The sequence below is a fragment of the Paenibacillus pseudetheri genome (assembly GCF_924513355.1).
Classification (GTDB): domain Bacteria; phylum Bacillota; class Bacilli; order Paenibacillales; family Paenibacillaceae; genus Paenibacillus_AQ; species Paenibacillus_AQ pseudetheri.
Genome location: NZ_CAKMAB010000026.1, coordinates 1 through 25,176 on the forward strand (window position 1 = coordinate 1; position 25,176 = coordinate 25,176).

Below are 25,176 nucleotides of genomic sequence, written 5' to 3' on the forward strand. Positions count from 1 at the left end.
GGTTCGGAAATATCAAGCTGGCCGTGAGGAGGCTCTTCAGGACCATCGCGGTCGCAAAAAGCCTGAAGAAGAACTAGATGAGCATGAACGCCTTAAGCTACGGATTAAAGAGCTAGAAGCGCGAAATGATACCTAGAGATGGAGAATGACTTCGCAAAAAAGTTGGCGGAGATCAAGCGACGAAATACACGCTAACCCTTGTTCGACATGTAAACTTGTATCAAGCGATTCAAGAACTGAACAAAGAAAAAGGTCACGAAATTACGAAATTGTGTGCGTTAGCTGGGGTTGCTCGATCTGCCTATTACAAGTGATCAAAATGGAAACCCTCTAGCATGGAACATGAAATCCGTGCGTTAGCCAAAGAAGTAAAGCTTCGTTATGACAAGCGAAAAGGGATACTTGGCTATCGTCAAATGCGCACGCAATTAAACCGGAAGCTCAAAAATAACTACAACAAAAAGCGTTATTACCGAATCATGTGTGCTCTTGGGCTTAAAGCGGTCATTCGCAGAAAACGAGCAAGTTATGTGAAAGCTGCGGAGATCCATGTAACTGAAAATGTAATGAACCGTAACTTTGATGCCAATTCTCCTAATTCAAAGTGGTGTACAGATGTGACAGAACTGAAGTATGGGAATGGGCGCAAAGCCTATTTGAGCGCTATTATTGATGTATATGATAATTCCATTGTCTCATGGGTATTAAGCCATTCCAACAACAATAAACTCGTGATGGATACGTTGAAAAGGGCTTACCCGAAGAATCCGGCGTATCCCCTCTTTTACAAAGCGACAGAGGCTTCCAGTACACGTCTCATGAGTATAACCGACTTCATGTGAAATACGGATTTAAGAAAAGCATGTCTCGTGTGAGCCGATGCCTGGACAACCAACCTATTGAGCGATTTTGGGGTACCTACAAGTCAGAAAGCTTTTATCTTACAAAGTATGACGCCTATGAAGATGTCCTCAAAGAGGTTAGCAAATACATTCACTACTACAATAATTACCGCTACGTAGAATGTTTGGATGGCTTGTCACCTAACGAATACCGACGAGTTGCATAACGAAGATACCTCAGCTCTGGTAATACGAGTTGAGGTATCTTAACGAACTATTTTTGTTTTTTAGACTGTCCACTTGACAGGGAGCATATCAAGTCTGGGCGGCTTATTGTTGTATAGAAATTCAATCTATATAGGTTGAACATAAGAAAATAACAAAAAGCGAGAAGGATCGGAGGGGAATATTGGAACTGTAGGAGCGATAGCGACCGCCTTTGTCCCGGGATTTCCACCGCGAAGAGCGGTTTGAATCAAGAAATCTGGGGACAACAGCGGCCGGAAGTCCGATTATTCACCGCAGTGACTACTGTGCTTTAAGTTAATATCATTAGTTCGGTATATATCTAGAAAAATCTATAGCAGTGCTTCGATCGCTGGCTCAATATCCAGCGGATCCACAGTAGATTCGAATCTTGTAATTACATTGCCTTCGCGATCAATTAGAAATTTAGTAAAGTTCCATTTAATTTCGTCATTGTTCAGTGCCTCCGGATCCTTGCTCTCAAGCATGCTTTGAAGCAGCTTTCCTGAAGAATGGTTCATGTCGAAGCCTTCAAATCCAGCCTGCTCTGTAAGGTGAGTGAACAGGGGATGCTTATTTTCGCCCTTTACTTCAACCTTCTCAAAGAGAGGGAACGTAACGCCGTAATTGATTTGGCAAAATACATTCACTTCTTCGTTGGTGCCAGGTTCCTGCTCCCCGAATTGATTGGAAGGGAAACCGAGAATTTGGAAGCCACGATCCTCGTATCGCTCATAGAGCTTTTGCAGATCGGAGTATTGGTGGGTAAACCCACACTTACTTGCTGTATTCACAATCAAAAGTACTTTACCTTTGTATTCCTCTAGTTCGATCTCTTTTCCTCGAATACTGCGTGCTGTATATGGATAAATGCTCATGCTGCTACATCCCTTCAGTTATGTATTGTAAACGCTAAAGCTGGTAGTGAATAAGAACAGGAAATATTTTCAATGATTTAATTGTAAACAATCAAAATATCGCTGTCAACTTCATACATAGAAAGGGATTGGAACCCTTAAAGCAGTCCTGGAATAGTATGGATATGGGTTATTTCATATTTCAAACCTATTCAAGCGAGTTGTTATAAGAATAATTGTTCTTGATGATATTTTAATGCATTAAAGCTACTCAGCGTTCCATTGCTATCTTGCATCGGAATCATTTTTTGATTAAGATAGCAGAAACCAGCGCAAAAGACGCGCTGATATAAACAAGGACTATGACGAAGAGAGTAAGCATTATAGCGGATCTTAACAGGGAAGGCGTGCCGGAGACTGAGAGCACCCTCATGAGACGATTAATGCCGAAGTTCACTTCCGAGTCGGCCCCTGAAGTAGTTTGTCACAGGTCGTGACAGGTATGAGTAGGGAGGCCCGCGCCCCGCGTTACCGGGTATAAGATAGAGTTAATCTTTAGTCAAAGGAATCCGATTTGCTATTCCTTTGTGCTAGTTTAGGGGTTAATTCTAAATAAGGGTGGTACCACGGCTCCTCGTCCCTTGCGACGGGGGGCCTTTTTGCGTTTCAAATTATAAATAAGAAGAGGGAGTGGAAGGGTAATGAGTAACGTGGAATTGGATGTTCTTAGAGGTCGTCTGGATGAAATTAATGGGCAATTGCTGGAGCTGATCTCCGAGCGGGCTAAAATTGTGCAGGAGATTGGAGTAGTTAAAGAAAAGCAAGGTGTGCCTAAATTCGATCCAGAACGTGAAAAGAAAATGCTGGATCAGCTCGTAGCGAGCAACAAAGGACCTTTCACTAACGGAACCATCCGCAGCCTCTTCAAACAAATTTTTTCAGCATCTCTGGACTTACAATCCGATGAACATAAAAAAACTTTACTAGTAGCGCGTAAGAGTCACAAAGAAGACACTGTGATTGTTCTGCCTGGAGATGTTACTGTTGGCGGTTCTTCTTCACTAATGGTAGCTGGTCCTTGCTCTGTAGAAAGTGAACTACAGACCCGCACCGTAGCTGCAGCCCTGCAAAAAGCTGGTGTACGTGTTATGCGTGGAGGTGCCTTCAAGCCGCGGACTTCCCCTTATGACTTCCAAGGTCTAGGTATGGACGGCCTAAGAATATTACGTGAAGCAGCAAATGATTATGGTCTGCTGACCATCAGTGAAATTGTAGACCCAAGACATATTGAAGAGTCTTTAGATTATGTAGATATCATCCAGATCGGTGCACGGAACATGCATAATTTTGAGCTGCTAAAAGCGGTCGGAGAAGTCAATAAGCCAGTGCTGCTGAAACGCGGATTGGCTGCCACGCTCGATGAATTCATACATGCAGCGGAATACATCATGTCTCGTGGTAACACACAAATCATGTTGATTGAACGCGGAATTCGTACCTATGAAAAAGCGACCCGCAACACGCTCGATATCTCAGCTGTGCCTATTCTTAAGCAGGAATGCCATTTGCCAGTATTGGTCGATGTTACTCACTCGACAGGACGCAAAGATATTCTTATCCCTTGTGCAAAAGCCGCACTCGCAGCCGGAGCCGATGGTATTATGGTCGAGGTGCATCCTGATCCTGCAACTGCGTTATCCGATGCCGCGCAGCAGCTGAATATTGATGAGTTCAACACCTTCTTTAATGAAGTGAAAGCTTCCGGACTATACCGGTAATCTAGAAATATAGAATTTGAATGATATTTCAAGAATTGGCTAGAAAATGAGTTGAATAAGCGCTTATAAGTCTTACTAATCTTTTTGTGAAGGTGAAGACGGGTCGAGTACAATAAGGAACATTAGCGTTGCACCGGCCCCGGGTCTTTTGAAAAAGGCCTATATACCTTATTAGTCACAGGAGAAAATTAGATTTTGAAGCAGCTTACCTTAAATAATGGGTGGCTTTCTAACACTCGAACCGATATTTTATCGGGGATGACCGTAGCCGTTGCACTGATTCCTGAAGCGATCGCTTTTTCGATCCTGGCGGGAGTAAGTCCGATGGTTGGTTTATATGCCTCTTTTTGTATTGCAATTGTAACCGCACTTGCCGGAGGCAGACCCGGAATGATCTCGGCGGCTACGGGGGCTATGGCTAGTTGGGCTATTGGAATCACTGATGACTGCCACCTTAATCGACGATATTACTGGCACAGGTAGTGATAAGAATAGGGAGGCGAAGGGACAGGGGCTGGCGAATGTAGTCACTGGTTTTTTCGGAGGGATGGCAGGCTGTGCGAAGATTGGCCAGTCCATGGTTAACATGAAGTCAGGAGGACGCACGCGTCTGTCCACGTTTGTATCAGGGATCTTTTTATTGTTCCTAATTATCGTACTTGGCGATGTGGTTAAGCAGATTCCGATGGGCGCGCTCGTTGGCGTAATGATAATGGTCTGTATCAGCACCTTTGAATGGGGCTCGCTTAAATCTCTAACCCGTGTTCTGCTAAGCGATGTGCTGGTTATGATTGTAACGGTGGTCACTGTGGTGGCTACGGACAACCTTTCTATTGGCGTTTTGTTATCGATTTTTCACACTCCCATGTGTGGGACCAATCCGCAGTTCATGCCATAGCGAAGACGATGAGCAAATAAGCCGAGCGTGGCAAAAAAGTCACCATTACCGGACTTAATGACCAGAGCTCACAGTTGGTTCAGCGAGTGGGATTATCCATATGAAAAAAGATTGCGCTATATGCGCGATCTTTTTTTTATAGCAGATATTAACTGTAAGAGAAGATGAGCAGGGTTTTACTTTTGGTGCAAACTGATATAAAGTACAAAGTGGATAATGTTTATCCGCTTTGTACACGGGTGGTATAGTCTACAGTTTGTATTAAGCAATTTACGTAGATCGAGGTGCTGTACATGCATATGAAAACAGGGGTAGAACAGTCAGTGTATGCACTGGTTCTGCTTAACATGCTGCCGGACAAGGCGGTGCTGTCTGGAGAAGCGATTAGCCAGCAGCTCGGAGCATCGGCGACCTATTTTCAGAAACTGTTAAGAAAGCTGGTAACCGCAGACATCATCACGTCTGTTCCCGGCATTAAAGGCGGCTTTAAATTAAAGAAGAGACCTGAAGATATTCGTGTATATGACGTTTACCTTGCGGTGGAAGGACAGCAGTCGCTGTATTCATCCAATGGTATTCTGGTAGACATGTTGGATTTAGAAAAAGAAGATAGCTGCTGCCTGTTAACGAATCTGATGGAAGAAGCTGAATCCTCTTGGAAAGCTGTATTAAAGCGGGAGACTATTGCTTCGTTGTCGGAGGAAATGCTTGGTGAACGCTTTAAAGATAAGATTGCAGCCTTAGAGGAATGGATCAGCAATAAAATGGTCATCTGACCAAAGAAGGGATGTATTCGCATGAGATTAAGCGTATTGGATCAGGCACCCGTGACAAGTGGTAACACAGCGGAAGGTGCTCTGAATAAAGCAGAAGAACTAGCTATTTTAGCAGATGAGTTGGGATATAGCAGAATGTGGATGGCTGAGCACCATGGCGGAAATACATTTGCTAGCTCAGCTCCGGAAGTAACGGCTGCCCGTTTAGCTGCTAAGACCAACCGTATTCGAATCGGCACCGGCGGTGTTATGATGATGCATTATTCTCCACTTAAGCTGGCGGAAGTATTTAAAACGTTAAGTGCTTTTTCCCCGGGGAGAATTGATTTCGGTGTGGGACGAGCTCCTGGTGGCGATACAAGTGCCATGTACGCTCTGTCGGAAGGCCGCGAGTTAATGCTGCATAATATGTATGATAAGCTTGGCATTACTATGCAGCTGCTTAGTGATCAGATTCCGGAAAATGAGTTATATGCCAAAAATCTTGCCGCTCCAACGAAGGTGGCGCTCCCTGAAGTATGGTTGTTAGGTTCGAGCGGCAACAGTGCGCGAAAAGCTGCACAGATGGGAGTCGGATACTCCTTTGCGCAATTTTTTAATGGTGCGATGAGTAATGAGATCTTGGATCAATATCGGAATAGCTACCAGCCTTCTATCTTCATGGACAAACCTGAGATTAGTGTATCCTATATGGTGACCACCACAGAAACGAAGGAAGAAGCTGAGTATGAGGCATTACCGCAGGATATTTTTCGGTTGATGATGAGCAAGGGCAGAATTACTCAGGTGCTGACACCAGAAGAAGCTCAGAACATATCGTTATCGGAAATTGACCGGATGTCAATCAAGGAAGCCCGTAAGATTCATTTGGTTGGTGCGGTTAAAGACATCGCCGTACGCTTGCAAGAAGAACAAGCACAATATGGATTCCAGGAAGCAATGATATGCAGCATTCCGCATTCGCAGGAGAAACGTCTAGAGGTTTACCGACTACTGGCGCGTGAACTACTAAGTTCCTGAAGCTCTCCTCTCAAACCCCCATTTGAAATGCTCCAGATAATAATCATTAGATACGACATGTTCCGGATGGTAATAAGCAGCTTGGTGGATGGTTATATGTCCCAAATGAACCCCCCTATGCTTCAATAATTTCGTAATTTTCTAATTTCGTTGCCCGGGCTACTCGGCTTAGCTGCATTTTTAGGACAGGGCTTTTGGCAATAATGAAGGTTACTTTTTTAAATCCTGATTCTTTATACAGTATGTAGCATTGCTCAAGCATTGGAAGAGTGTCGGGCGAGGATACGTTTAATGTCTTGCAGTCTAAAATGGTCTCATATTGTGCCGGGTCAAATGTACTTACGACTTGGTTGTACTCCTGAATGAAGCGCCCGGCGTCCTCAGGGGACATAGAACCTTCTACTTGTACATTCAGTTTTTGGGCTGCAGCGTTTGAGGTGAAATTAAAGTTTCCAGATGTTATCGTATTTTTTAATGGGAAAGTTTAGGGTGATCATCCTTTATATTTTAAAAAATACAAGAAGGTATAAAATTAACTTGAAAAGATAATTAAGTAAATAATGACCTGCTTCAAATATATTTATATGAGTTAACCGAGGTTAGGGTGGGTCTGGTCGCCGAGTCGACTTTGCAAAGCAGAGTTCTATTGGTATGATTACAGAGATGAAAAAAATTCACTATCCAAATCATGGAGGAATGACAAAAATGAGCGAAATTACACTATCGGGGATCATTGATCATACACTGCTTAAAGCAGATGCACGGAAAGAAGATATCGTTAAATTGGCAGAGGAAGCAAAAGCCTATAAGTTTGCTTCAGTCTGCGTAAACCCTGCTTGGGTAGCTACTGCACATGAAGTGTTGAAGGATACGCCGGAGGTTAAAGTCTGCACAGTTATCGGCTTCCCGCTCGGATCCTCGACAACAGAGACCAAAGCATTTGAGACTACCAATGCTATCGCTAATGGTGCAGGTGAAGTGGATATGGTCATCAACATCGGAGCGCTGAAAGATGGTAACAATGAGTTGGTTAAACGTGATATTGCAGCAGTTGTAGACGCAGCTCGCGGCAAAGCATTGACTAAGGTCATTATCGAGACCTGTTTATTAACGGAAGAAGAAAAGGTTCGTGCCTGCAAGCTTTCTGTTGAAGCTGGAGCAGACTTCGTAAAAACATCCACAGGATTCTCTACAGGTGGGGCAACGAAGGAAGATATCGCGCTGATGCGTGCAACGGTTGGACCTAATGTGGGTGTGAAGGCTTCCGGTGGTGTTCGTAGTGCAGAAGATGCCCATGTAATGGTACAAGCAGGTGCAAGCCGTATTGGTACCAGCGGCGGTGTAGCGATTGCTATGGGAGAAACAAGCCAAAGCAATTACTAAAAGAAGATAAGTAAAACAGTAGCGGTGCGATGAGGTGGACAAGCTTTATCCGCCGCTATTCTTTTTTTATTGCGTAGATGTAAAAACTTTTCTGAAAGCGTTATCTGATGTTCATCGGACATGCTTTTCTTCGAATAAATCAAAATATAATAATTCACACCGGAATAATAAGATATTTTTCTTTTCAAATGATGTCGTTTATGAGAGAATGGGTACAATTATTATTTGTTAAAGATTTCTATTCTTATTTATAAAGGGAGGAAATACCTATGTCAGAAGACCGTAAGCTGTCATTTGAAACTTTGACTGTTCATGCAGGCCAGGAAATTGATCCAACTACTTTCGCACGTGCTGTACCGCTTTATCAGACCACGTCATATGGATTCCGTGATGCTGATCATGCAGCGGATCTGTTTGCGCTCAAAGAATTCGGTAATATTTACACTCGGCTGATGAATCCGACTACAGATGTATTTGAACAGCGCTTGGCAGCACTAGAAGGTGGAGCAGGTGCACTTGCTACAGCTTCCGGGGCAGCGGCTATTTCTTTCTCCATTCTAAATATTGCGGGTGCTGGGGATGAAATTGTATCTGCGGCAAGCCTATACGGTGGAACTTATAATCTTTTTTCTACAACGCTGCCAAAGCTTGGCATTAAGGTGCATTTTGTGGATTCGGATAATCCAGAGAACTTCCGTGCTGCGATTAATGATAAAACCAAAGCTTTGTATGCAGAAACCATTGGTAACCCACAGGGGAATGTACTAGATATTGAAGCCGTTGCAGCGATCGCACACGAACACGGAATTCCTCTTATTGTGGATAATACGTTCCCAAGTCCATATTTACTGCGTCCGATTGAGCATGGAGCTGACATCGTTGTTCATTCGGCAACTAAATTCATCGGCGGGCATGGTACTTCTATCGGTGGAATTATTGTGGACGGTGGTAAGTTCGACTGGAAGGCAAGCGGTAAGTTCCCAGGACTTACAGAGCCTGATCCAAGTTATCATGGCGTTGTTTATACGGAAGCTGTTGGACCGATTGCTTATATTATCAAAGCCCGCGTTCAATTACTTCGTGATTTAGGTGCTTCTATTTCACCATTTAACTCTTGGATGTTGTTGCAAGGGCTCGAAACACTCCATTTGCGGATGGAACGTCACAGCCAGAATGCACTAAAGGTTGCGCAATATTTGGAGGGACACGCAGATGTAGAATGGGTAAGTTATTCTGGACTTCCTACTCATCCATCTCATGAATTAGCCCAAAAGTATTTACCTAAAGGACAAGGAGCGATCCTTACCTTCGGTATTAAAGGTGGAAGTGCTGCGGGACGCAAGCTGATTGAAAATGTGAAACTGTTCTCGCATTTGGCGAATGTCGGTGACTCCAAGTCATTGATTATCCACCCTGCAAGCACAACACATGCGCAACTGTCGGAGGAAGAGCAAACCACAGCGGGAGTAACTCCGGAATTGCTCCGCTTATCGATTGGTACGGAATCTATTGATGATATTATTTATGATCTGGAACAGGCCATTGCCGCCAGTCAACAATAGAACAATGAAGTTTAAGGAAGGCATCTGCTGCTATGCGGCAATGCCTTTTTTTTGTGATGTAATAAGGCTAATTATTCATATGATTTGGCAACGCTTGCATATTTCATGGGAGGTTCCCGTATTTATAAGTGTGGTAATAAGATGTCGGTGGCATGATGTTTATTTACTAGGCGTACCGGCAGCAATCCAAAGTTAAAGGGTGGGTGCGAAGATGAAGGGTGAACGTCAGCAGGATGGTTTTCGGAGTAGTGAAGAGCGCCCGTTCAAGTTCATGTATAAGGCCGGTGATCGGGCTGTTGGGATGGAAATGAGCCAAGCCGGATCCGTTGCCTCCGCTGCCGCAGAATTTATCACCGGAGTAGAGCAGAAGGATGTCGTAGAACATTTGAACCGTTCTTATTTTAAGCGCCCTGGGGAACAGTCGGCCTTCTTAGTGCTGCGTGAAGGACGAGAAAAACGTGAAGAGCGCCCTACTACAAGGGAAGGAACAAGATCCGTTCAAGCTGGACCTTGTCTGATACGAAGTGAGGAATGGCTGCTTGAACCTGAATTGTTCTGTCTTTATGAGAACTGGTTATCTAGTGAAGATGAGCTGCAGGCTAATCGAATGCTGCAGCGGATTTATTATCAATTGCAGGCAGCGACCACAGCGCTGCTGGAATCGCCGGATGGTGAATGGGCAGCAGTCACCCTGCTTCATCCAGAGGAGCTTGCGGCGCAGCCCGCAAAGCTCACCGCGCTTCAGGACGCGCAGCTCGAAGCGCTTTTTACTGCGGTGGCGGAGAGCCAGCGGCAAGGCGGCGATTGCCGCCTTGACCTGCTGGTCGCCTACACCGCAAGCAGAGCCGAATTCGCGGCGAAGCGCGAATTCATCGAGGTCGTGGCCGATCAGACACTCGGCCACGCTTATGCGGCGGCGTGCCGCATCGGGGCGCTGATCGCGCCCGATGTGGAGCCCTCCGCCGCCGCGGAAATCGCGCGCATCGCCGATTTCCTAGTGCTCGACGGCGCGGCGAGCGAGCTCGCGCCGGAAGGGGCCGCCGCAGAGGGCTTTGCCCTGGCGGCGGGGGAGATCCTTGCCGCCGTGCGGAGCGTGAAGCCGGCGGCGGTAGTTCTCGCCGCGGGGACTCCGGCGGCGTCGGCTGAGGCCGATCTGTATCAGATCGGCCTCAGCGGGATCTTTTGCAGCGCCGGTCAGCGGACCGAAGCACTGCTTAGAGCAGCCTGTCTGATCTGGATCGCCAGGCAGCAGGAAACACTGGATACTGCCGCCGGTGGAAGGCAGTAGGGCAACAAAGAAGCGGCTGTCCCATAAGCCGCTTTCTCTTCTAAATAAGACGATACATTTCTTTAGAATCGATAAAAAAGACAAAAGAGCAGTGATTCTGCCGTAATTGGAGAATCACTGCTCTTTATTATTAGAGGATCACTGCAATTTAATGTTGGGAGATCTTCTTCATTTTTAGAACAGTGTACTTACGTCCGTAACGGCTCGCTCGCACAAATTTAAGTGCATTACAAGTACGGCTGCACTGTGACTTCTACTTCATTCATAATGCTGGCTGTCGTCAGGGTCATATCGTCTTGCCCCAGTCGATTTACTTTCAGGCCCTCATTAATTTTACATAAAAAGGATAATTGAAGAGGCGGCTCGAACCTATTAGCATCCTACTGAAAAGAGGCGCTGCACATGTCCGCAAATTTTAGGGTTGCCCTGAAGAAGGTTGTTGACCATTCTTACGACATTGAGATCGGTGAAACTTTATTTAAATTATTAATAGAGGACTTAAAACGAGGAATCGTAGAGAATGTGAGCAAATTTGCGATTGTTACGGATTCCAAAGTTGAAGCGCTATATGGACAAGCCTTGCTGGAACAGTTGAGTCAGAACGGTTTTCATGCTGAGCTTTTTTCTTTTCCAGCCGGAGAAAAGTCCAAAACCCGTGAAACGAAGGCACAGCTTGAGGATCAGCTATTAAGTCGATCGTATGGACGAGATTGCTGTATTATTGCGATTGGAGGCGGAGCGGTAACGGATTTAGCAGGTTTTCTGGCAGGGACATTTGGCCGGGGAGTGCCGAGTTTGAACTATGCAACTACTTTATTAGGGGCAGCAGATGTATCCATTGGCGGTAAAACAGGCGTAAATACACCAGTCGCTACCAACCTGATCGGGGTATTTCATCAACCCAAAAAGGTGTACATCGACTTAGTGACTTGAGAACACTTCCGGATCGTGAGTTTCGTAGCGGCTTGGCTGAAACGATCAAACATGCCTGTATCGCCGATGCGGGATTTTTAGAGTTTTTGGAGCGAAATATGGATAAAGTAGTCTCCGCCGAAGGTGGACTTGTATTAGATCGCGAAGTTTGCGAACGGATTGCACTTTACAATTGTGAGATCAAATATGGTGTGTAGAGAAGAACGAATTGGAGAGTAACCTGCGTCAAATTCTAAATCTTGGTCATACCGCAGGTCGAGCACTGGAGGCTTTAAGTGGTTATGAATTGTTACATGGCGAGGCCATAGCGATTGGACTTTCGATTCAGGTGCAGTTAGCAGAGCACTTGGGTATGTAACTCGGGACCAAGTTCAGCGGGTGATTGCTTTGCTACAGAAGGATGGATCTTATTCAACTCCAGTTGAGGAATATGTCCTAACTGAACTTTTAGATAAAATTCGCCACTAAACGGGCAGCTAACACCTATTCTGAAATAAATGGCGGTTAGCTGAATAGATAGGCTTTACTTTTTCATTCCTAGTGGTATGATTAAAATATAAGTTGCACTAAGGAAATATAGTTGTACTATTGCAACAATGATTATCATTCTCACTACCTATAGTTATCAATCATGCTGTCCCGGCTAAGCCGGGGCAGCATGTGTCATTTTAGGGGTCTTAATAATGGCTCTCATTCTCACTTGGCAGAAGTAGAACTCCACAAACAAAGCGTATGCTCATTACCGAAGCAAGTTTTGTTGCGAAGAAGAGTCACAGAAGGAACGCTACACAAAACTTTAAAGGGCGGCGATTATTATGCAAGCAACATCAAAACATTTACCCAAGCAGTCATCCATCTCCGGCAGCATGAAGAAGCCAGGCGCTCCAAAGCGCCGGTTCGATCCGCGTGCCATGCTCAGCAATTCTGAAATGCAGGCTGCTCTGGGCAGCGGACTGCTTATGCTTTTTGCTTGGGCTGTTGGTGGTTGGTCTGAAATTCTCTCGATTGCACTCTATGTTATTTCTTATACGATTGGTGGCTGGAACAAGGCAAAGGAAGGCGTAGAGACGCTCGTCAAAGAACGGGATCTCGATGTGAACCTATTAATGATTGCAGCCGCATTAGGCGCAGCTTCCATTGGGTACTGGAATGAAGGTGCCATGCTTATCTTTATTTTTGCACTCAGTGGAGCCTTAGAGAGTTATACGATGGAACGTAGTAAAAAGGATATTTCCTCGCTGATGGCACTCAAACCGGCTACGGCTATGCGCATTGAACAAGGAAGTATGAATGAAGTTAATATCGACCAGCTGGTGATCGGAGATCTACTGCTTGTGCGCCCGGGAGATTTGATTCCGGCAGACGGCAAGGTATATCGGGGGGAATCAGCAGTAGATCAGGCTTCCATTACGGGAGAATCGGTTCCTGTAGAGAAATGTGCCGGTAGCGAAGTTTTTGCAGGCACTGTGAATGGAGAAGGCCCCCTTTATATTGAGGTAACGAAAGCAGCTGAGAACACCCTTTTTGCTAAAATCATCAAAATGGTAGAAGAGGCAGAAACGGAAGTTCCTAACTCGCAGCGTTTTATTAAAAGACTGGAAGCCATTTATGCACGGGTTATCGTAGCCTCGACAGTGGCACTGATTATCCTTCCACCGTTTTTGCTGGACTGGAGCTGGAGCGCAACCTTCTATAAAGCGATGGTCTTTCTAGTAGTAGCTTCACCTTGCGCTTTGGTTTCTTCCATTATGCCAGCGATGCTGTCGGCGATCTCCAAAAGTGCGCGAAAAGGGGTTCTGTTTAAAGGCGGGGTCCATCTGGAAAATATGGCACGCACAACGGTTGTGGCATTCGATAAGACAGGGACGCTTACAGAGGGAACTCCTCAGGTAACTGATTTTATTGCAGGTGAAGGCTACAGTCGGCAAGAGTTGCTAACGGTTAGCGCATCCATTGAGCATATGTCCCGTCATCCACTGGCGGAAGCGATTGTGCGTAAAGCGGAAGAGGAAGGTTTAGATCTACAGGGAGTAGAAGACAGTAAAACCATCACAGGCTGGGGGATTGAAGGTCAAATCGACGGACATCTCTGGAGAATCGGGAAGTCTAATTTGCTCGATGAGCTGACTTCATCTTCTATGAATCCTGAACTAGAGCATTGGAAACTTAAGCGGCAGCAGTTGGCTGAAGAAGGGAAGACCGTCTCCATCATTCTGGACGGTGAGCAAATTGCCGGAATGATTGCTTTGCAGGATACGGTTCGCCCACAAGCAGAAGCCGCAGTGCGGAAGCTGCAGGAGCTTGGGATTAAAGTGGCAATGCTTACCGGTGACCGTGACGCTACAGCTCAGGTTATTGCAGGTACAACTGGAGTGGATATGGTATTTGCCGATCTATTACCGGAGGATAAAGTGAAGCATATCAAAGCACTACGTGAAAAGTATGGTCACGTTGTTATGGTAGGCGATGGTGTGAATGATGCACCTGCTTTGGCGACAGCAACCGTAGGCATGGGAATGGGCATGAAAGGGAGCGGCGCAGCGCTCGAAATAGCAGATGTAGTGCTTATGAATGATAATATAGAAGAGATCGCTTCAACGATATCATTGGCGCGTCGTTCGCAGCGTATTGTGAAGCAAAATATGATTTTTGCTGTGACTGTGATTGCAGTGCTTATGATCAGCAACTTTGTGCAAGGGATCGCTCTTCCTTTTGGCGTGATAGGGCATGAAGGCAGTACGATATTAGTGATTCTAAATGGACTAAGATTATTACGATAATATTTTTTAAAATTAAATTGTTCACAAAATAGTTTCGAAACTTGGGAGTCTGGCATATTGACATATTTGCTTTCAGTTATCATAATTAACACTACATTATAATTATTTTAAATAAGAAGCGACGTCATTGCCGTTTAGCTCAAGGAGGACATAGATATGTATAAATCAATAATTGTTGGTACTGGACCGGCAGGATTAACCGCCGCTATCTATTTGGCTCGTGCCAATTTGAACCCACTAGTAATTGAAGGACCCCAACCTGGTGGACAATTAACCACAACTACAGAAGTGGAGAATTTCCCTGGATTTCCTGAAGGAATCATGGGCCCTGACTTGATGGATAATATGCGTAAACAAGCTGAACGTTTTGGTGCGGAATTCCGTACGGGCTGGGTGAACAGTGTAGAACTTGGAGAGCGTCCTTTTAAGCTGAATGTTGAAGGAATGGGTGTTCTTACTACAGATACATTGATCATTTCCACAGGCGCTACAGCAAAATACCTCGGTATCCCAGGGGAGCAAGATAACGTAGGACGCGGTGTGAGCACCTGCGCTACCTGTGACGGATTTTTCTTCCGTAATAAAGAGATCGTGGTTGTTGGTGGCGGAGATTCCGCACTTGAGGAAGCGGGTTTCTTGACTCGTTTTGCTTCCAAAGTGACTTTGGTACACCGTCGTGGAGAATTGCGTGCTTCGAAGATCATGCAGGATCGTGTACGCGCTAATGTTAAAGTAGACTGGAACTTGAACCGTACTCCTCTGGAAGTGACTTCAAGCGAAAGAGGCGTCAATGGACTAAAGGTGCTTAACAATGAGACTGGAGAAGAAGAAATCATCGAAGCAAGCGGCGTGTTTGTTGCGATTGGCCACCACCCTAATACCTCTTTCTTAGGTGGACAGATCACAACCAATGCGGATGGCTATATCATGACGAACCCAGGCACTTCCGAAACCAATATCCCAGGTGTGTTCGCATGTGGTGATGTACAGGATACTCGTTACAGACAAGCGATTACTGCAGCAGGTAGTGGATGTATGGCAGCTATGGATGCTGAGAAATATATTGAAAGCTTGGAGCACAGTGCAGTTATTCTATAATTTGGTTTGAAAAACCCTCAACGCTACAATTGATATCATCACTGTATATCTTTTATAGGAGGTCATACCATGGAGAATGTAATTGTATATACCTCAACAAATTGCCCGCATTGCCGTCAGGTGAAGAGCTTTTTAAGTGAAAAAGGCGTATCCTACGAAGAACGCAATGTCGAGCAGAACGATGATTTTGCGCAGCAAGTATGGGACATGGGAGTGAGGGCTATTCCTGTAACTGTAATCGGTGAGCATAAAATTGTTGGCATGAACAAAACTCAGTTCGACAAAGCACTTACAACTGTATAAAAATATAAGAATTTATATGCTGCACAACTATAATAACCTTATATTTCTACGAGGAACCGATGTCGCCTTAATAGGACGACAAAGTCGTTTCTTCTAGTTAAATAAGATTTCCGTAAGGGAATTGTAATGGGCCGCTTCCGATCAGGAGGTGGTCTTTTTTGAAATTTAAGAAAGTATTAAATGCTTGCGAGCTTTATGCATACAAAAAATAGTCTGACGCATCTCTGTGCGCAGACTATTTTTATGAAAGTAGATCTAGAAGTAGATTTTAGGTTTGAGTGAAAGATGTAATGATCTGAAATAGCACGTATACAGCAGCGCCGCTGCCAATAAGAATAAATCCTGATTTCTTTTTAGCTTGAAAAAAACGGAGCACGCCGAGGCTGATCAAAGGGGCAATAATGAGCAGAAAAAGCAACACAGTGATGAACATCTGTGCCGAGATATCAGACGTATCAACATAGGTCATGGACTCGCTCTCCATTTCAAAAAAGGGGTTGTAGTGATAAATATCACACTAGCTTGACCTTTATTATATAGGATTTCTGTTCCTTTTACTGCACTTTTGATTCACTCAAATGCGTCAATTTTACGTCAATTATTTCAAAATATAAGAATGTATATGTTTCACGCTATAAATTATTCTTATATTTCTCACATAAACGCTTACCGTTCTGGATTACAGGGTCACCCGAATATCGCCTAGGAAATGCATAACCGCAGAGAAACCTGCGCCGATCATCGTTCCACGGCTGCCGAGCTTAGAGAATGTAATTTCGAGTTGCTGCTTATGGTAAGGAAGAGTACGCTCAGCTACAACCCGGCGCAGCGGTTCGCCTAGCCATTCTTCAGCCTCAGACAATGCCCCGCCGATCACAATAAGCTCTGGATTGAAGCTATTGATTAGATTGGTCACCCCGATACCGAGATATTCACCCATCGTTGAGAAGTGATGCAGGGCGTCTTCTTGCCCGCTGGCTGCATAGCGAACCAGCTCTGGCGTAGTATGGGCAGGGAGGGAGAGATCGGGATTATCATAAGTTTTCTCAGAGGCATATAACTCCCAACAGCCACGACTCCCGCAACTGCAAGGCTTGCCTTGTGCTTCAATCGTCATATGTCCGGTTTCGCCGGCATATCCTCTTGCACCCTTGTATAGCTCTCCACCAATAATAATTCCAGATCCGATCCCTGATCCCGCACTGATATAAAGGAGATGTCTTACCTCTCGTGCCGCGCCAAAGTTGAGTTCACCCTGTGCGCCTGCGTTCGCTTCGTTATCAATGGTGACTGGAACGGAAAATTGAGCTTCCAGTATCACTCGCAGCTCGACCATTTCCCAGCCAAGGTTGGGAGCGAAGAGTACAACACCATTTTCATCCACCATGCCAGGGACACCTACTCCGATACCGACGATGCCGTAAGGGGATTCTGGAGCGTTGATAATCAAGCCTGAGATAAGTTTTTTCATTTGTTCCAGAACGTAAGGGAAATCATGGTTTTCTAACGAGAAATCGCTTTCGTAAAGAATGCCCCCGCTCAGATCACATAAGACTGCTGTTAGCTGCTTTACCCGTAATTCTATGCCGATTACACTACCAGCCATCGTGTTAAAATGCAGCATTAACGGTTTGCGGCCACCGCTTGATTCCCCAGGTCCGACTTCAGTTACCAATTCTTGCGTGCACAGCTCGGCTACCAGATTGGACACAGTAGCTTTATTCAGTCCGGTCATCTCTGAGACCTTCGCGCGCGAGAGTGGAGAGTGTCTTCGAATGGTATGTAGTACAATCGATTTATTTATTTTTTTGACCAGCGCTTGGTCTCCAGTAACCTTCACAAATCACACATCCTTCTTAAATTATAAGAAAGTATAAGCTTCACGGTATACTTTCTCCTTATAATTCTCGCATAAACGCTTGCCGTCCTTAAAAGGACGCTAAAGGCGTTTTAGCTTGGCATAGTTCCCATTTGTTGTATGCCACTTAGTCTAGAGTGATGTGCTGGAAATTGCAATACATAGCGTCTAGAGGAAATTTTCCAACAAGGGTCTTCTATATCCGAGAAGAGGGGAGAGAGGAGGCTAGACAGGGTCCCAAAAAATGGACATAAAAAACTAATCAAAACTTTGTTTAACCAATATACAAAGTAAAAAAGATGTGTTAAGATGATCCTGTAAACGCTTGCGGGCGAAGCACAAATTGAGGAGGATTACACAATGGCTTATTTTGAGACAGTGAACAAAATCTCTTACGAGGGAAGCCGTTCCACCAACCCTTTCGCATTTAAATTCTACAATCCTAAAGAAGTCGTAGCCGGCAAAACTATGGAAGAACATCTGAAATTTGCAATGGCTTATTGGCATACATTAACTGCTGGCGGTTCTGATCCGTTTGGCGCTGAAACAGCAATTCGCAGCTGGAACAAATTGAACGGTCTGGACAAAGCTAAGGCTCGCGCTGAAGCAGCATTTGAATTTATGGACAAGATGGATCTGCCTTACTTCTGCTTCCATGATGTAGATATCGCACCTGAAGGCGCATCTTTGCGTGAATTCTACAGCAACATCGACACTATCGTTGATATCCTTGAACAAGGCATGAAGACTTCCGGCAAGAAATTGTTGTGGAATACAGCTAATATGTTCACCAACCCGCGTTACATGCACGGTGCAGGCTCTACACCTAACGCTGATGTTTTCGCACATGCAGCAGCACAAGTGAAGAAAGGTCTGGAAGTTGGTAAACGTCTGGGCGCTAGCAACTATGTATTCTGGGGCGGTCGTGAGGGTTACGAAGAATTGCTGAATACAGATATGGGCCTTGAACAAGACAACATTGCTCGTCTGTTCAGCATGGCTGTAGATTACGCTAAGGAAATCGGCTTTGACGGTCAATTCCTGATCGAGCCTAAACCAAAAGAGCCTACGAAACATCAATATGATTTCGATGCAGCAACAACGATCTCATTCTTACAAAAATACAACCTCGACAAGCACTTCAAGCTGAACCTTGAAGCTAACCATGCTACGCTTGCAGGTCATACTTTTGAACATGAGCTTCGTGTAGCTCGTATCAACGGCATGCTCGGATCGCTTGATGCTAACCAAGGTGATACATTGCTCGGATGGGATACTGATGAATTCCCAGTTAACATCTACGATGCAACACTTACACTGTATGAAGTACTCAAGAATGATGGTCTTGGCAAAGGCGGAATCAACTTTGACTCTAAAGTACGTCGTCCTTCCTTTGAGCCTGAGGATCTGTTCCTAGCACATATCGCTGGTATGGATACTTATGCAAAAGGTTTGAAAGTAGCTGCTAAATTGATCGAAGATCGCGTATTCGAGGATTTCATTGAAAAACGTTACAGCAGCTTTAATGAAGGCGTTGGTGCGGACATCGTATCCGGCAAAGCAACTCTGGCTTCCTTGGCTGAATATGCATTGAACAATGAGAACCCGCGTCCTAACCAATCCGGACGTCAAGAATACCTGAGAGCTACACTTAACCAATACATTTTGGCTGAGTAGGATTTTTCAGGGAGCTTGAAGCTTAGGCTTTGAATCCAGTTTGAACAAATGCAACGGGGGTTGCTGAAGAGAGCATTCTTCGGCAGCCCCTTTTTTGTAGCCAAAAACTAAGTCAATGCTTACGAAGTAAGTTTTGCTCGAAGTAATTCAATGAAGCCTATGCTCACAAAACTAAGCAGGATGCTTACGAAGCAAGTTTTATTCGGAGTATTTCAACGAAGTAAGCGCTCATAAAACTAAGTGAATGCTTACGAAGTGAGTTTTGCTCGAAGTAATTCAATGAAGCCTATGCTCACAAAACTTTTAGGAGGTCAAAAATGAAATACGTTATAGGTGTAGATTTGGGCACTAGCGCAGTGAAGACTGTTCTAGTAGACCCACAGGGCAAGGTGGCTTTTGAGCATTCCGAGTCCTACCCGCTAAGCAGACCGCAGCCGAACTGGAGCGAACAAAATCCTGAGGACTGGGTAAAAGGCACGCTGGTCAGTCTTCGTCGTCTGATTGAAGTATCGGGTATAGACCCATCACAAGTTGATGGTCTTAGCTTCTCCGGGCAAATGCACGGATTGGTACTAGTGGATAAGGAAGGTCAAGTGCTTCGTCCGGCCATTCTTTGGAATGATACTCGTACTACTGCACAGTGCAGAAGAATAGAGAAGACGCTCGGAGCAAAGCTTATTGAGGTTGCTAGAAACCGTGCGCTGGAAGGCTTCACACTTCCTAAAATTCTATGGGTACAAGAGAATGAACCTGAGGTATTATCACAAGCGTATCAGTTCCTGTTGCCAAAAGACTATGTGCGTCTCCGGTTGACCGGTGATTATGCAATGGATTATTCCGATGCTGCAGGAACGCTTCTATTAGATGTAGGTTCTAAAACGTGGAGTGCTGAAATTGCTGAAGCTTTTGAACTGCCGCTTTCCCTTTGTCCTAGACTGGTAGAGTCCTTTGAACAGACAGGAACGTTATTGCCGGATATTGCGGAAGCGTCAGGTCTTTTATCATCAACAAAGGTATTTGCTGGTGGCGCGGATAATGCGTGCGGCGCACTCGGAGCAGGTATCCTTGGTGAAGGCCGGACGATGTGCAGTATTGGTACATCTGGTGTAGTTCTTTCCTATGAGAGCAACAAAGACTTAAATCTCGAAGGCAAAGTCCATTTCTTCAACCATGGTGAAAAAGATGCCTACTATATCATGGGCGTTACTCTAGCGGCTGGTCATAGCCTCACATGGTTCAAAGAAACCTTTGCGACAGACAAGAGTTTTGATGAATTGCTAAGTGGAGTTGCTTCCATCCCAGCGGGTAGCAGCGGACTGCTCTTTACACCTTATATCGTAGGGGAACGTACACCGCATCCTGATGCGAATATTCGCGGAAGCTTTATTGGAATGGATTCAGGGCATACGTTGACTCATTTTACACGTTCCGTATTAGAAGGCATCACCTTTTCGTTACGTGAATCCATCGAGATTGTACGTGATTCAGGCAAAGAAATTACAGAAATCATTGCGATCGGTGGCGGGGCTAAAAATGAGGCATGGCTCCAGATACAAGCAGATATTTTCAATGCATCCATCGTGAAGCTTGAAAGTGAGCAAGGTCCGGCTATGGGAGCAGCGATGTTGGCAGCTTACGGCAGTGGCTGGTTCACATCACTCAGTGCATGTGCAGAAGCTTTTATCCGTCCTGCGGACGTATATAAACCAGATCCGAAGCAAGCGGCAATCTATGACGGCTTATTTAACCTCTATCAGGAAGTCTACGGTCAGACCCGTGAACTGAATAACAAGCTGGCAGCTTACCGCCAATAAATAAGACGCCGAAGGGTTTATGTTTGATATGTCTGATAAAAAAGGTCATTCGTATATGGCGAAGGACCTTTTTATGACCATCTCGTTTATTGATTGAGGATAGGCTGTATTCGAAGTTGTTGCCGTTCCTATTATTCTTTTGTAAAGTATGGGGTATCTCCAAGGTTGCGTTAAACTCTGCATGAGATAGTGAAGGTTTCGGGGGGCGGAAGGCCATGTTCCAATGGATGGTTAAGCTGTTGAATGACATCAAAATCCGCAATAAGCTGTTGCTTGCTTTTTTACTCACCACGTTACTTCCGGTATTACTGGTAGGCGGTTATCTTACGTTTGAGATGAGGACCATGGCGTTTCAGAGCGCACTGGAACAAGCTTCAATCAACGTAGATCGGGTAAAGAAAAGAACGGAAGAAGTCATCGGTGTATCTCAAGATATCGCATATCGCTTGAGCAATGATGCACGGTTGAAGAGACTTGCTATACGTCAGTATGTTAGCACTTATGATGTGGTGGAAGCTTACCGCGATTACTCGGATATGCGTGAGTACCTTAGGTTATATAAAGATATATCTAACATTCGCTTATACACTGACAACGCTACGCTGCTTAACAACTGGGAGCTGATCAATCCTTCGTCTGAGATTAAGGAGAGCCAGTGGTATCAGAGAGCACAGCGGTACGATAGTCTTGTCGGTTGGGAATATATCGAAGATGAGCGTGATAAGCGGAATTATTTAAGTCTTGTCCGCAAAATTGAGCTGGAGGGCTCCAGTAAGATCGGTGTACTCGTTATTAATGTGAACAGTCAGCAGCTTGCATCCATTCTAAGCCAGGAATCTTTTGATACCATGATCGTCGATGATCAAGACAATATCATTGCAGCGAACCGGAAAGACCGGACAGGTAAAAGGCTGGTGGATGTTTCTTTTGACACGAAGCTCTTGGGGCAGGGGAGTGGAAGCTATGAAGCAGTAGTAGATGGCGAAGCTTCCAAAATTGTGATCGAGGAACTTAAACCACAAGCCAGCCGAAATGCACTACGAATTATATCTGTTTTTTCGATTGAAAGTATAGTTAAAGAACCCAATCAAGTGATTAAGCTTTCGATTACTGTGATTGCGATTAGTGTTCTATTGGCTTTTTTAATTATATATAGCTTCTCCTCGTTGTTTTCACGACGATTGCTGCATTTAAGCAGACATATTAACCGAGTCAGTACTGGGGATTTTGATACGACATTAAAGATTGATGGCAAGGATGAAATCGCCCTGTTAGCTCGTCAATTCAATTCTATGGTACGCAGCATTAATGATTTGATGTATGAGGTACAGGAATCCAATGCTCAGAATAGTCTGCTGGAACAGAAACAAAATGATATACGATTCAAAATGCTGGCCAGCCAGATTAACCCGCATTTCTTATTCAATGCACTGGAAGCGATTCGGATGGAAGCTCATATGAAAGGGCAAGTGGAAATTGCCCGTGTGGTACGTCTTCTAGGTAAAATGATGCGCAGTAACCTGGAGGTAGGCCGAAGTAAAATTTTGCTTAGTCAGGAATTAGAAGTGGTACGTTGTTACTTGGATATTCAGCAATTCCGTTATGAGGAGAGGTTGAAATATCAATTTACTGTAGACCCTGCCGTTGAATCTCTTTATATGCCTCCGCTTCTTATTCAGCCACTTGTTGAGAACGCAGTAATCCACGGACTGGATAATAAAATGGAAGGTGCATTTGTGACGGTGGAAGTTGTACAAGTTGGGGATCATGCTAAATTTACGATTACAGATAACGGAGTAGGAATATCGCCAGTTCAGCTGGAGGAGTTACTGAACACGCTTGAGCGTAAGGAAGAGCGTGAAGGTGAGCGAATTGGACTTCGTAATGTACATGACCGGCTAAAACTATCCTACGGCGCAGAATATGGGCTAACGATTGAAAGTGGACCTAATGTAGGAACGGTTATTTTCTTCTGCATACCAATGGAGGACAACAATCTATGATAAAAGTGATGATTGTCGATGATGAGCCGAAGCTACGGGAAGGACTTCGAAGTCTGATCCCATGGGAGAAGCTCGGTTATACGGTGGTAGCTACAGCAGCTAATGGCTTGCAAGCACTTGAAAAGTATCATACCTTCTACCCGGAGCTGATCGTTGCTGATATTCGTATGCCTGGAATGGATGGTTTGGAAATGATTAGTGAGCTTCGTAAAGAAGGCTCAGAAAGTCATGTGCTCATCTTAAGTGGACATGCTGATTTTGAGTATGCTAAGCGGGCGATTGGCTATCGGATCGACGGCTATTTGCTGAAGCCAGTGGATGAGGATGAGATGATCGTATGTCTGGAACAGCTACATGAAACGATCGAGCAGGAGCAGCGGTTCAGTGACTGGAATGAGGAGGAGCCCGCTCGCAATAGGGAAACTTTACTTCGAGCGCTTATGCAGCCAACTTTAGAGGAAGAACTGGAGGAGGAGAACCTTAGCAGACATGTGGATGCGCTAGGACTCGATCAGGGGAATTATGAAGTCATTCTCATTGAGTTAAGAAATACAGCTGGTGCAAATGATGAGGATCTCAGGGGAATTAAAACAGTAATGGAACAGCATTTTAGTAATCATCCTAATGCTTCTTTCTTTACATTGTCACAGTATTTAGGCATCCTTATGAAGGATCCGGACCAGAGCGCGAGCAAGCGGGAAGAATTATATAAGGGGTTATCTGCAGTGATAGAACAAAAGGGTTGCGACTTCATTGCAGTAACGGGGGGAGTAGTACCTCGACCTGAAATGGCAGGAGAATCATTTAATTCAGCACGTGAACTGTTAAGACGCTCCTTCTTCTTCAAGAAGGGGATCATCATCAGTACAGATCCTTCAGGATTTCTGATGGAGATGAAGGAGAAGACTGAAGAGGATCAGGAGACGGAGAGTCGTCTGCTGCTTGCAGTAGAAACCGGAAGTCTGAGCGCGATCCGACCGATAGTGCAAACCATCTGTGCTGAACTTATATCTGCGGGCAGTGATGAATTGCGAATGAAAGAGACCTTTGTGAGACTCCTTAGTACTGTGCTGGCCCGTCTGGAGCCTACGTATCCGGAAATTCGCATCTATGCAGCAGAGCATTCTCCTCCGATAGGGGAGCTTTATCAAAGTTATTATTTGACTGATTTGCAGGATCAGGCTGTGTCATTTCTCGAAGAAATTGCGGGCCAGATGACCAGTGGGCGTGGAAATGAAATTAAGAAGATCACCGAAATAATCAACCGTCGTTATAATGAGAACCTAAAGCTGGAGACCTTATCCGAGTTATTCTGCTACAACAGCGCTTATCTCGGTAAGATGTTCAAGAACACCACAGGAGAATACTTCAATACGTACGTGGACAAAGTGCGGATTGAGAAGGCTAAGGAATTTCTGACGCAAGGTATGAAAGTATACGAGGTGGCTGAGAAGGTAGGGTATATGAACCCTGATTATTTCAACGCTAAGTTCCGTAAATATGTAGGCATTTCTCCAACTTCTTATCGAAAAAGCATCTAAGGATGGTGTAGATCTTTATAGTATTTTTTAGTGGCTCTTGATTTTTTTTTTGCCCGCGGCTGTGGATCAGATATTTTTCTGATCTTCAGTCCGCGGGTCTTTTTTTGCTTTTTCTACTCCCACCAATTGTACGTGGTGAAGTATTAATGTAGTTGAATAGACACCTGCTTAAGCTTATACGGGTGGAGATCTAATGCATTTTCTTTTGATTTCGGTTCAATGAAATCTGCTGGAAAAGGAGTGAAGAGGAGTTTTTGGAACTGTAGAAGCGTTGATAGCTTCTAATTTTAAAAGGGCGACTGGTAGAAGAACGAAGAGGAATATTTGGAACTGGAGAAGCGGAGCGTTCGCCTTTATCCTCGGATTTCTACCGCGAGAAGCGGTTTAAATCAGGAAATCTGAGGATAACAGCGATCGGAAGTCCAAAAATTCCTCGTAGTGGCTGGTTACCAGAAGCCTAGTTGAAAAATTCGAAGAAGCAAGCGATCGAAAGTCTAAATGTTCCGTGGTAGCGACTAA

General features: G+C 44.8%; 22 protein-coding genes and 1 pseudogene. 19 read left to right on the top strand and 4 right to left on the bottom strand.

Annotated features, from left to right (window positions below; translation table 11 throughout):
- Nucleotides 1–335: 335 nt before the first annotated feature.
- Nucleotides 336–842: a DDE-type integrase/transposase/recombinase gene (locus L1028_RS20285; RefSeq protein ID WP_234538806.1), complete on the top strand. Its 507-nt coding sequence runs from the start codon at nt 336–338 to the stop codon at nt 840–842.
- Nucleotides 839–1,069 carry an IS3 family transposase gene (locus L1028_RS31735; RefSeq protein ID WP_423803067.1) on the top strand — a complete coding sequence of 77 codons (231 nt, stop codon included), beginning with the start codon at nt 839–841 and terminating at the stop codon, nt 1,067–1,069. Before L1028_RS20285 ends, L1028_RS31735 begins: the two co-directional genes overlap by 4 nt.
- Nucleotides 1,070–1,420: 351 nt before the next feature.
- On the opposite strand, the gene L1028_RS20290 is transcribed toward L1028_RS31735, so the two are convergent.
- Nucleotides 1,421–1,966, bottom strand: a complete 546-nt coding sequence (locus tag L1028_RS20290; protein ID WP_234538808.1) for a glutathione peroxidase — start codon at nt 1,964–1,966, stop codon at nt 1,421–1,423.
- Nucleotides 1,967–2,646: 680 nt separating this feature from the next.
- On the opposite strand from L1028_RS20290, the gene L1028_RS20295 reads away from it, so the two are divergent.
- From L1028_RS20295 to L1028_RS20310, 4 genes and pseudogenes are all read left to right on the top strand, one after another.
- On the top strand, nt 2,647–3,723 hold the full coding sequence (locus L1028_RS20295) for a bifunctional 3-deoxy-7-phosphoheptulonate synthase/chorismate mutase (protein WP_060625754.1): 1,077 nt from the start codon (nt 2,647–2,649) through the stop codon (nt 3,721–3,723).
- 258 nt (nt 3,724–3,981) lie between these two features.
- A pseudogene (locus L1028_RS20300) lies at nt 3,982–4,725 on the top strand (SulP family inorganic anion transporter).
- 189 nt (nt 4,726–4,914) lie between these two features.
- The gene (locus L1028_RS20305) at nt 4,915–5,397 is read left to right on the top strand and encodes an Rrf2 family transcriptional regulator (protein WP_234538811.1); all 483 of its coding nucleotides are present in this window, start codon (nt 4,915–4,917) and stop codon (nt 5,395–5,397) included.
- Between the two features lie 21 nt (nt 5,398–5,418).
- Nucleotides 5,419–6,417, top strand: a complete 999-nt coding sequence (locus tag L1028_RS20310; protein ID WP_234538821.1) for an MsnO8 family LLM class oxidoreductase — start codon at nt 5,419–5,421, stop codon at nt 6,415–6,417.
- A gap of 115 nt (nt 6,418–6,532) precedes the next feature.
- On the opposite strand, the gene L1028_RS20315 is transcribed toward L1028_RS20310, so the two are convergent.
- A complete protein-coding gene (locus tag L1028_RS20315) occupies nt 6,533–6,808 on the bottom strand; it encodes a hypothetical protein (RefSeq protein ID WP_234538823.1) in 276 nt (91 codons plus the stop codon).
- 314 nt (nt 6,809–7,122) lie between these two features.
- On the opposite strand from L1028_RS20315, the gene deoC reads away from it, so the two are divergent.
- The 9 genes from deoC to L1028_RS20350 all read left to right on the top strand — a co-directional run bounded on the left by deoC (nt 7,123) and on the right by L1028_RS20350 (nt 15,764).
- Nucleotides 7,123–7,800, top strand: coding sequence for a deoxyribose-phosphate aldolase (deoC, locus tag L1028_RS20320; protein ID WP_234538824.1), 678 nt, complete (start codon nt 7,123–7,125; stop codon nt 7,798–7,800).
- Nucleotides 7,801–8,069: 269 nt separating this feature from the next.
- The gene (locus tag L1028_RS20325; RefSeq protein ID WP_234538834.1) at nt 8,070–9,362 is read left to right on the top strand and encodes a homocysteine synthase; all 1,293 of its coding nucleotides are present in this window, start codon (nt 8,070–8,072) and stop codon (nt 9,360–9,362) included.
- A 211-nt stretch (nt 9,363–9,573) separates the two neighbouring features.
- Nucleotides 9,574–10,650: a hypothetical protein gene (locus tag L1028_RS20330; protein WP_234538836.1), complete on the top strand. Its 1,077-nt coding sequence runs from the start codon at nt 9,574–9,576 to the stop codon at nt 10,648–10,650.
- Between the two features lie 402 nt (nt 10,651–11,052).
- The gene (locus L1028_RS31200) at nt 11,053–11,583 is read left to right on the top strand and encodes an iron-containing alcohol dehydrogenase (protein WP_253074709.1); all 531 of its coding nucleotides are present in this window, start codon (nt 11,053–11,055) and stop codon (nt 11,581–11,583) included.
- Nucleotides 11,580–11,780: a hypothetical protein gene (locus L1028_RS31740; RefSeq protein WP_253074710.1), complete on the top strand. Its 201-nt coding sequence runs from the start codon at nt 11,580–11,582 to the stop codon at nt 11,778–11,780. Before L1028_RS31200 ends, L1028_RS31740 begins: the two co-directional genes overlap by 4 nt.
- A gap of 11 nt (nt 11,781–11,791) precedes the next feature.
- Nucleotides 11,792–11,941, top strand: a complete 150-nt coding sequence (locus tag L1028_RS31210; protein WP_253074711.1) for a 3-dehydroquinate synthase family protein — start codon at nt 11,792–11,794, stop codon at nt 11,939–11,941.
- A 457-nt stretch (nt 11,942–12,398) separates the two neighbouring features.
- The gene (locus L1028_RS20340) at nt 12,399–14,363 is read left to right on the top strand and encodes a heavy metal translocating P-type ATPase (RefSeq protein WP_234538838.1); all 1,965 of its coding nucleotides are present in this window, start codon (nt 12,399–12,401) and stop codon (nt 14,361–14,363) included.
- A 156-nt stretch (nt 14,364–14,519) separates the two neighbouring features.
- Nucleotides 14,520–15,461 carry a thioredoxin-disulfide reductase gene (gene trxB, locus L1028_RS20345; RefSeq protein WP_042191901.1) on the top strand — a complete coding sequence of 314 codons (942 nt, stop codon included), beginning with the start codon at nt 14,520–14,522 and terminating at the stop codon, nt 15,459–15,461.
- 69 nt (nt 15,462–15,530) lie between these two features.
- Nucleotides 15,531–15,764, top strand: coding sequence for a glutaredoxin family protein (locus L1028_RS20350; RefSeq protein ID WP_234538840.1), 234 nt, complete (start codon nt 15,531–15,533; stop codon nt 15,762–15,764).
- A gap of 268 nt (nt 15,765–16,032) precedes the next feature.
- On the opposite strand, the gene L1028_RS20355 is transcribed toward L1028_RS20350, so the two are convergent.
- Together L1028_RS20355 and L1028_RS20360 are read right to left on the bottom strand one after the other, a co-directional pair.
- On the bottom strand, nt 16,033–16,233 hold the full coding sequence (locus L1028_RS20355; protein WP_042131070.1) for a hypothetical protein: 201 nt from the start codon (nt 16,231–16,233) through the stop codon (nt 16,033–16,035).
- 210 nt (nt 16,234–16,443) lie between these two features.
- Nucleotides 16,444–17,604: an ROK family transcriptional regulator gene (locus L1028_RS20360; RefSeq protein WP_234538842.1), complete on the bottom strand. Its 1,161-nt coding sequence runs from the start codon at nt 17,602–17,604 to the stop codon at nt 16,444–16,446.
- Nucleotides 17,605–17,982: 378 nt separating this feature from the next.
- Between L1028_RS20360 and xylA the strand changes: the two genes are divergently transcribed.
- From xylA to L1028_RS20380, 4 genes are all read left to right on the top strand, one after another.
- Nucleotides 17,983–19,299: a xylose isomerase gene (gene xylA / locus L1028_RS20365; protein WP_234538843.1), complete on the top strand. Its 1,317-nt coding sequence runs from the start codon at nt 17,983–17,985 to the stop codon at nt 19,297–19,299.
- Between the two features lie 317 nt (nt 19,300–19,616).
- Nucleotides 19,617–21,113: a xylulokinase gene (xylB, locus tag L1028_RS20370; protein ID WP_234538845.1), complete on the top strand. Its 1,497-nt coding sequence runs from the start codon at nt 19,617–19,619 to the stop codon at nt 21,111–21,113.
- A 215-nt stretch (nt 21,114–21,328) separates the two neighbouring features.
- Nucleotides 21,329–23,116 (top strand): sensor histidine kinase, encoded by a 1,788-nt coding sequence (locus L1028_RS20375; RefSeq protein WP_234538847.1) that lies wholly within the window; start codon nt 21,329–21,331, stop codon nt 23,114–23,116.
- A complete protein-coding gene (locus L1028_RS20380) occupies nt 23,113–24,657 on the top strand; it encodes a response regulator transcription factor (RefSeq protein ID WP_234538848.1) in 1,545 nt (514 codons plus the stop codon). Before L1028_RS20375 ends, L1028_RS20380 begins: the two co-directional genes overlap by 4 nt.
- Nucleotides 24,658–25,176 lie beyond the last annotated feature (519 nt).

Excerpts from the sequence above, each read along its gene's own strand:
- L1028_RS20285 (WP_234538806.1), top strand. The coding sequence starts at position 336 with ATGGAACATGAAATCCGTGCGTTAGCCAAAGAAGTAAAGCTTCGTTAT.
- L1028_RS20290 (WP_234538808.1), bottom strand. The coding sequence starts at position 1,966 with ATGAGCATTTATCCATATACAGCACGCAGTATTCGAGGAAAAGAGATC.
- L1028_RS20295 (WP_060625754.1), top strand. The coding sequence starts at position 2,647 with ATGAGTAACGTGGAATTGGATGTTCTTAGAGGTCGTCTGGATGAAATT.
- L1028_RS20305 (WP_234538811.1), top strand. The coding sequence starts at position 4,915 with ATGCATATGAAAACAGGGGTAGAACAGTCAGTGTATGCACTGGTTCTG.
- L1028_RS20310 (WP_234538821.1), top strand. The coding sequence starts at position 5,419 with ATGAGATTAAGCGTATTGGATCAGGCACCCGTGACAAGTGGTAACACA.
- L1028_RS20315 (WP_234538823.1), bottom strand. The coding sequence starts at position 6,808 with ATGTCCCCTGAGGACGCCGGGCGCTTCATTCAGGAGTACAACCAAGTC.
- deoC (WP_234538824.1), top strand. The coding sequence starts at position 7,123 with ATGAGCGAAATTACACTATCGGGGATCATTGATCATACACTGCTTAAA.
- L1028_RS20325 (WP_234538834.1), top strand. The coding sequence starts at position 8,070 with ATGTCAGAAGACCGTAAGCTGTCATTTGAAACTTTGACTGTTCATGCA.
- L1028_RS20330 (WP_234538836.1), top strand. The coding sequence starts at position 9,574 with ATGAAGGGTGAACGTCAGCAGGATGGTTTTCGGAGTAGTGAAGAGCGC.
- L1028_RS31200 (WP_253074709.1), top strand. The coding sequence starts at position 11,053 with ATGTCCGCAAATTTTAGGGTTGCCCTGAAGAAGGTTGTTGACCATTCT.
- L1028_RS20340 (WP_234538838.1), top strand. The coding sequence starts at position 12,399 with ATGCAAGCAACATCAAAACATTTACCCAAGCAGTCATCCATCTCCGGC.
- trxB (WP_042191901.1), top strand. The coding sequence starts at position 14,520 with ATGTATAAATCAATAATTGTTGGTACTGGACCGGCAGGATTAACCGCC.
- L1028_RS20350 (WP_234538840.1), top strand. The coding sequence starts at position 15,531 with ATGGAGAATGTAATTGTATATACCTCAACAAATTGCCCGCATTGCCGT.
- L1028_RS20355 (WP_042131070.1), bottom strand. The coding sequence starts at position 16,233 with ATGACCTATGTTGATACGTCTGATATCTCGGCACAGATGTTCATCACT.
- xylA (WP_234538843.1), top strand. The coding sequence starts at position 17,983 with ATGGCTTATTTTGAGACAGTGAACAAAATCTCTTACGAGGGAAGCCGT.
- xylB (WP_234538845.1), top strand. The coding sequence starts at position 19,617 with ATGAAATACGTTATAGGTGTAGATTTGGGCACTAGCGCAGTGAAGACT.
- L1028_RS20375 (WP_234538847.1), top strand. The coding sequence starts at position 21,329 with ATGTTCCAATGGATGGTTAAGCTGTTGAATGACATCAAAATCCGCAAT.
- L1028_RS20380 (WP_234538848.1), top strand. The coding sequence starts at position 23,113 with ATGATAAAAGTGATGATTGTCGATGATGAGCCGAAGCTACGGGAAGGA.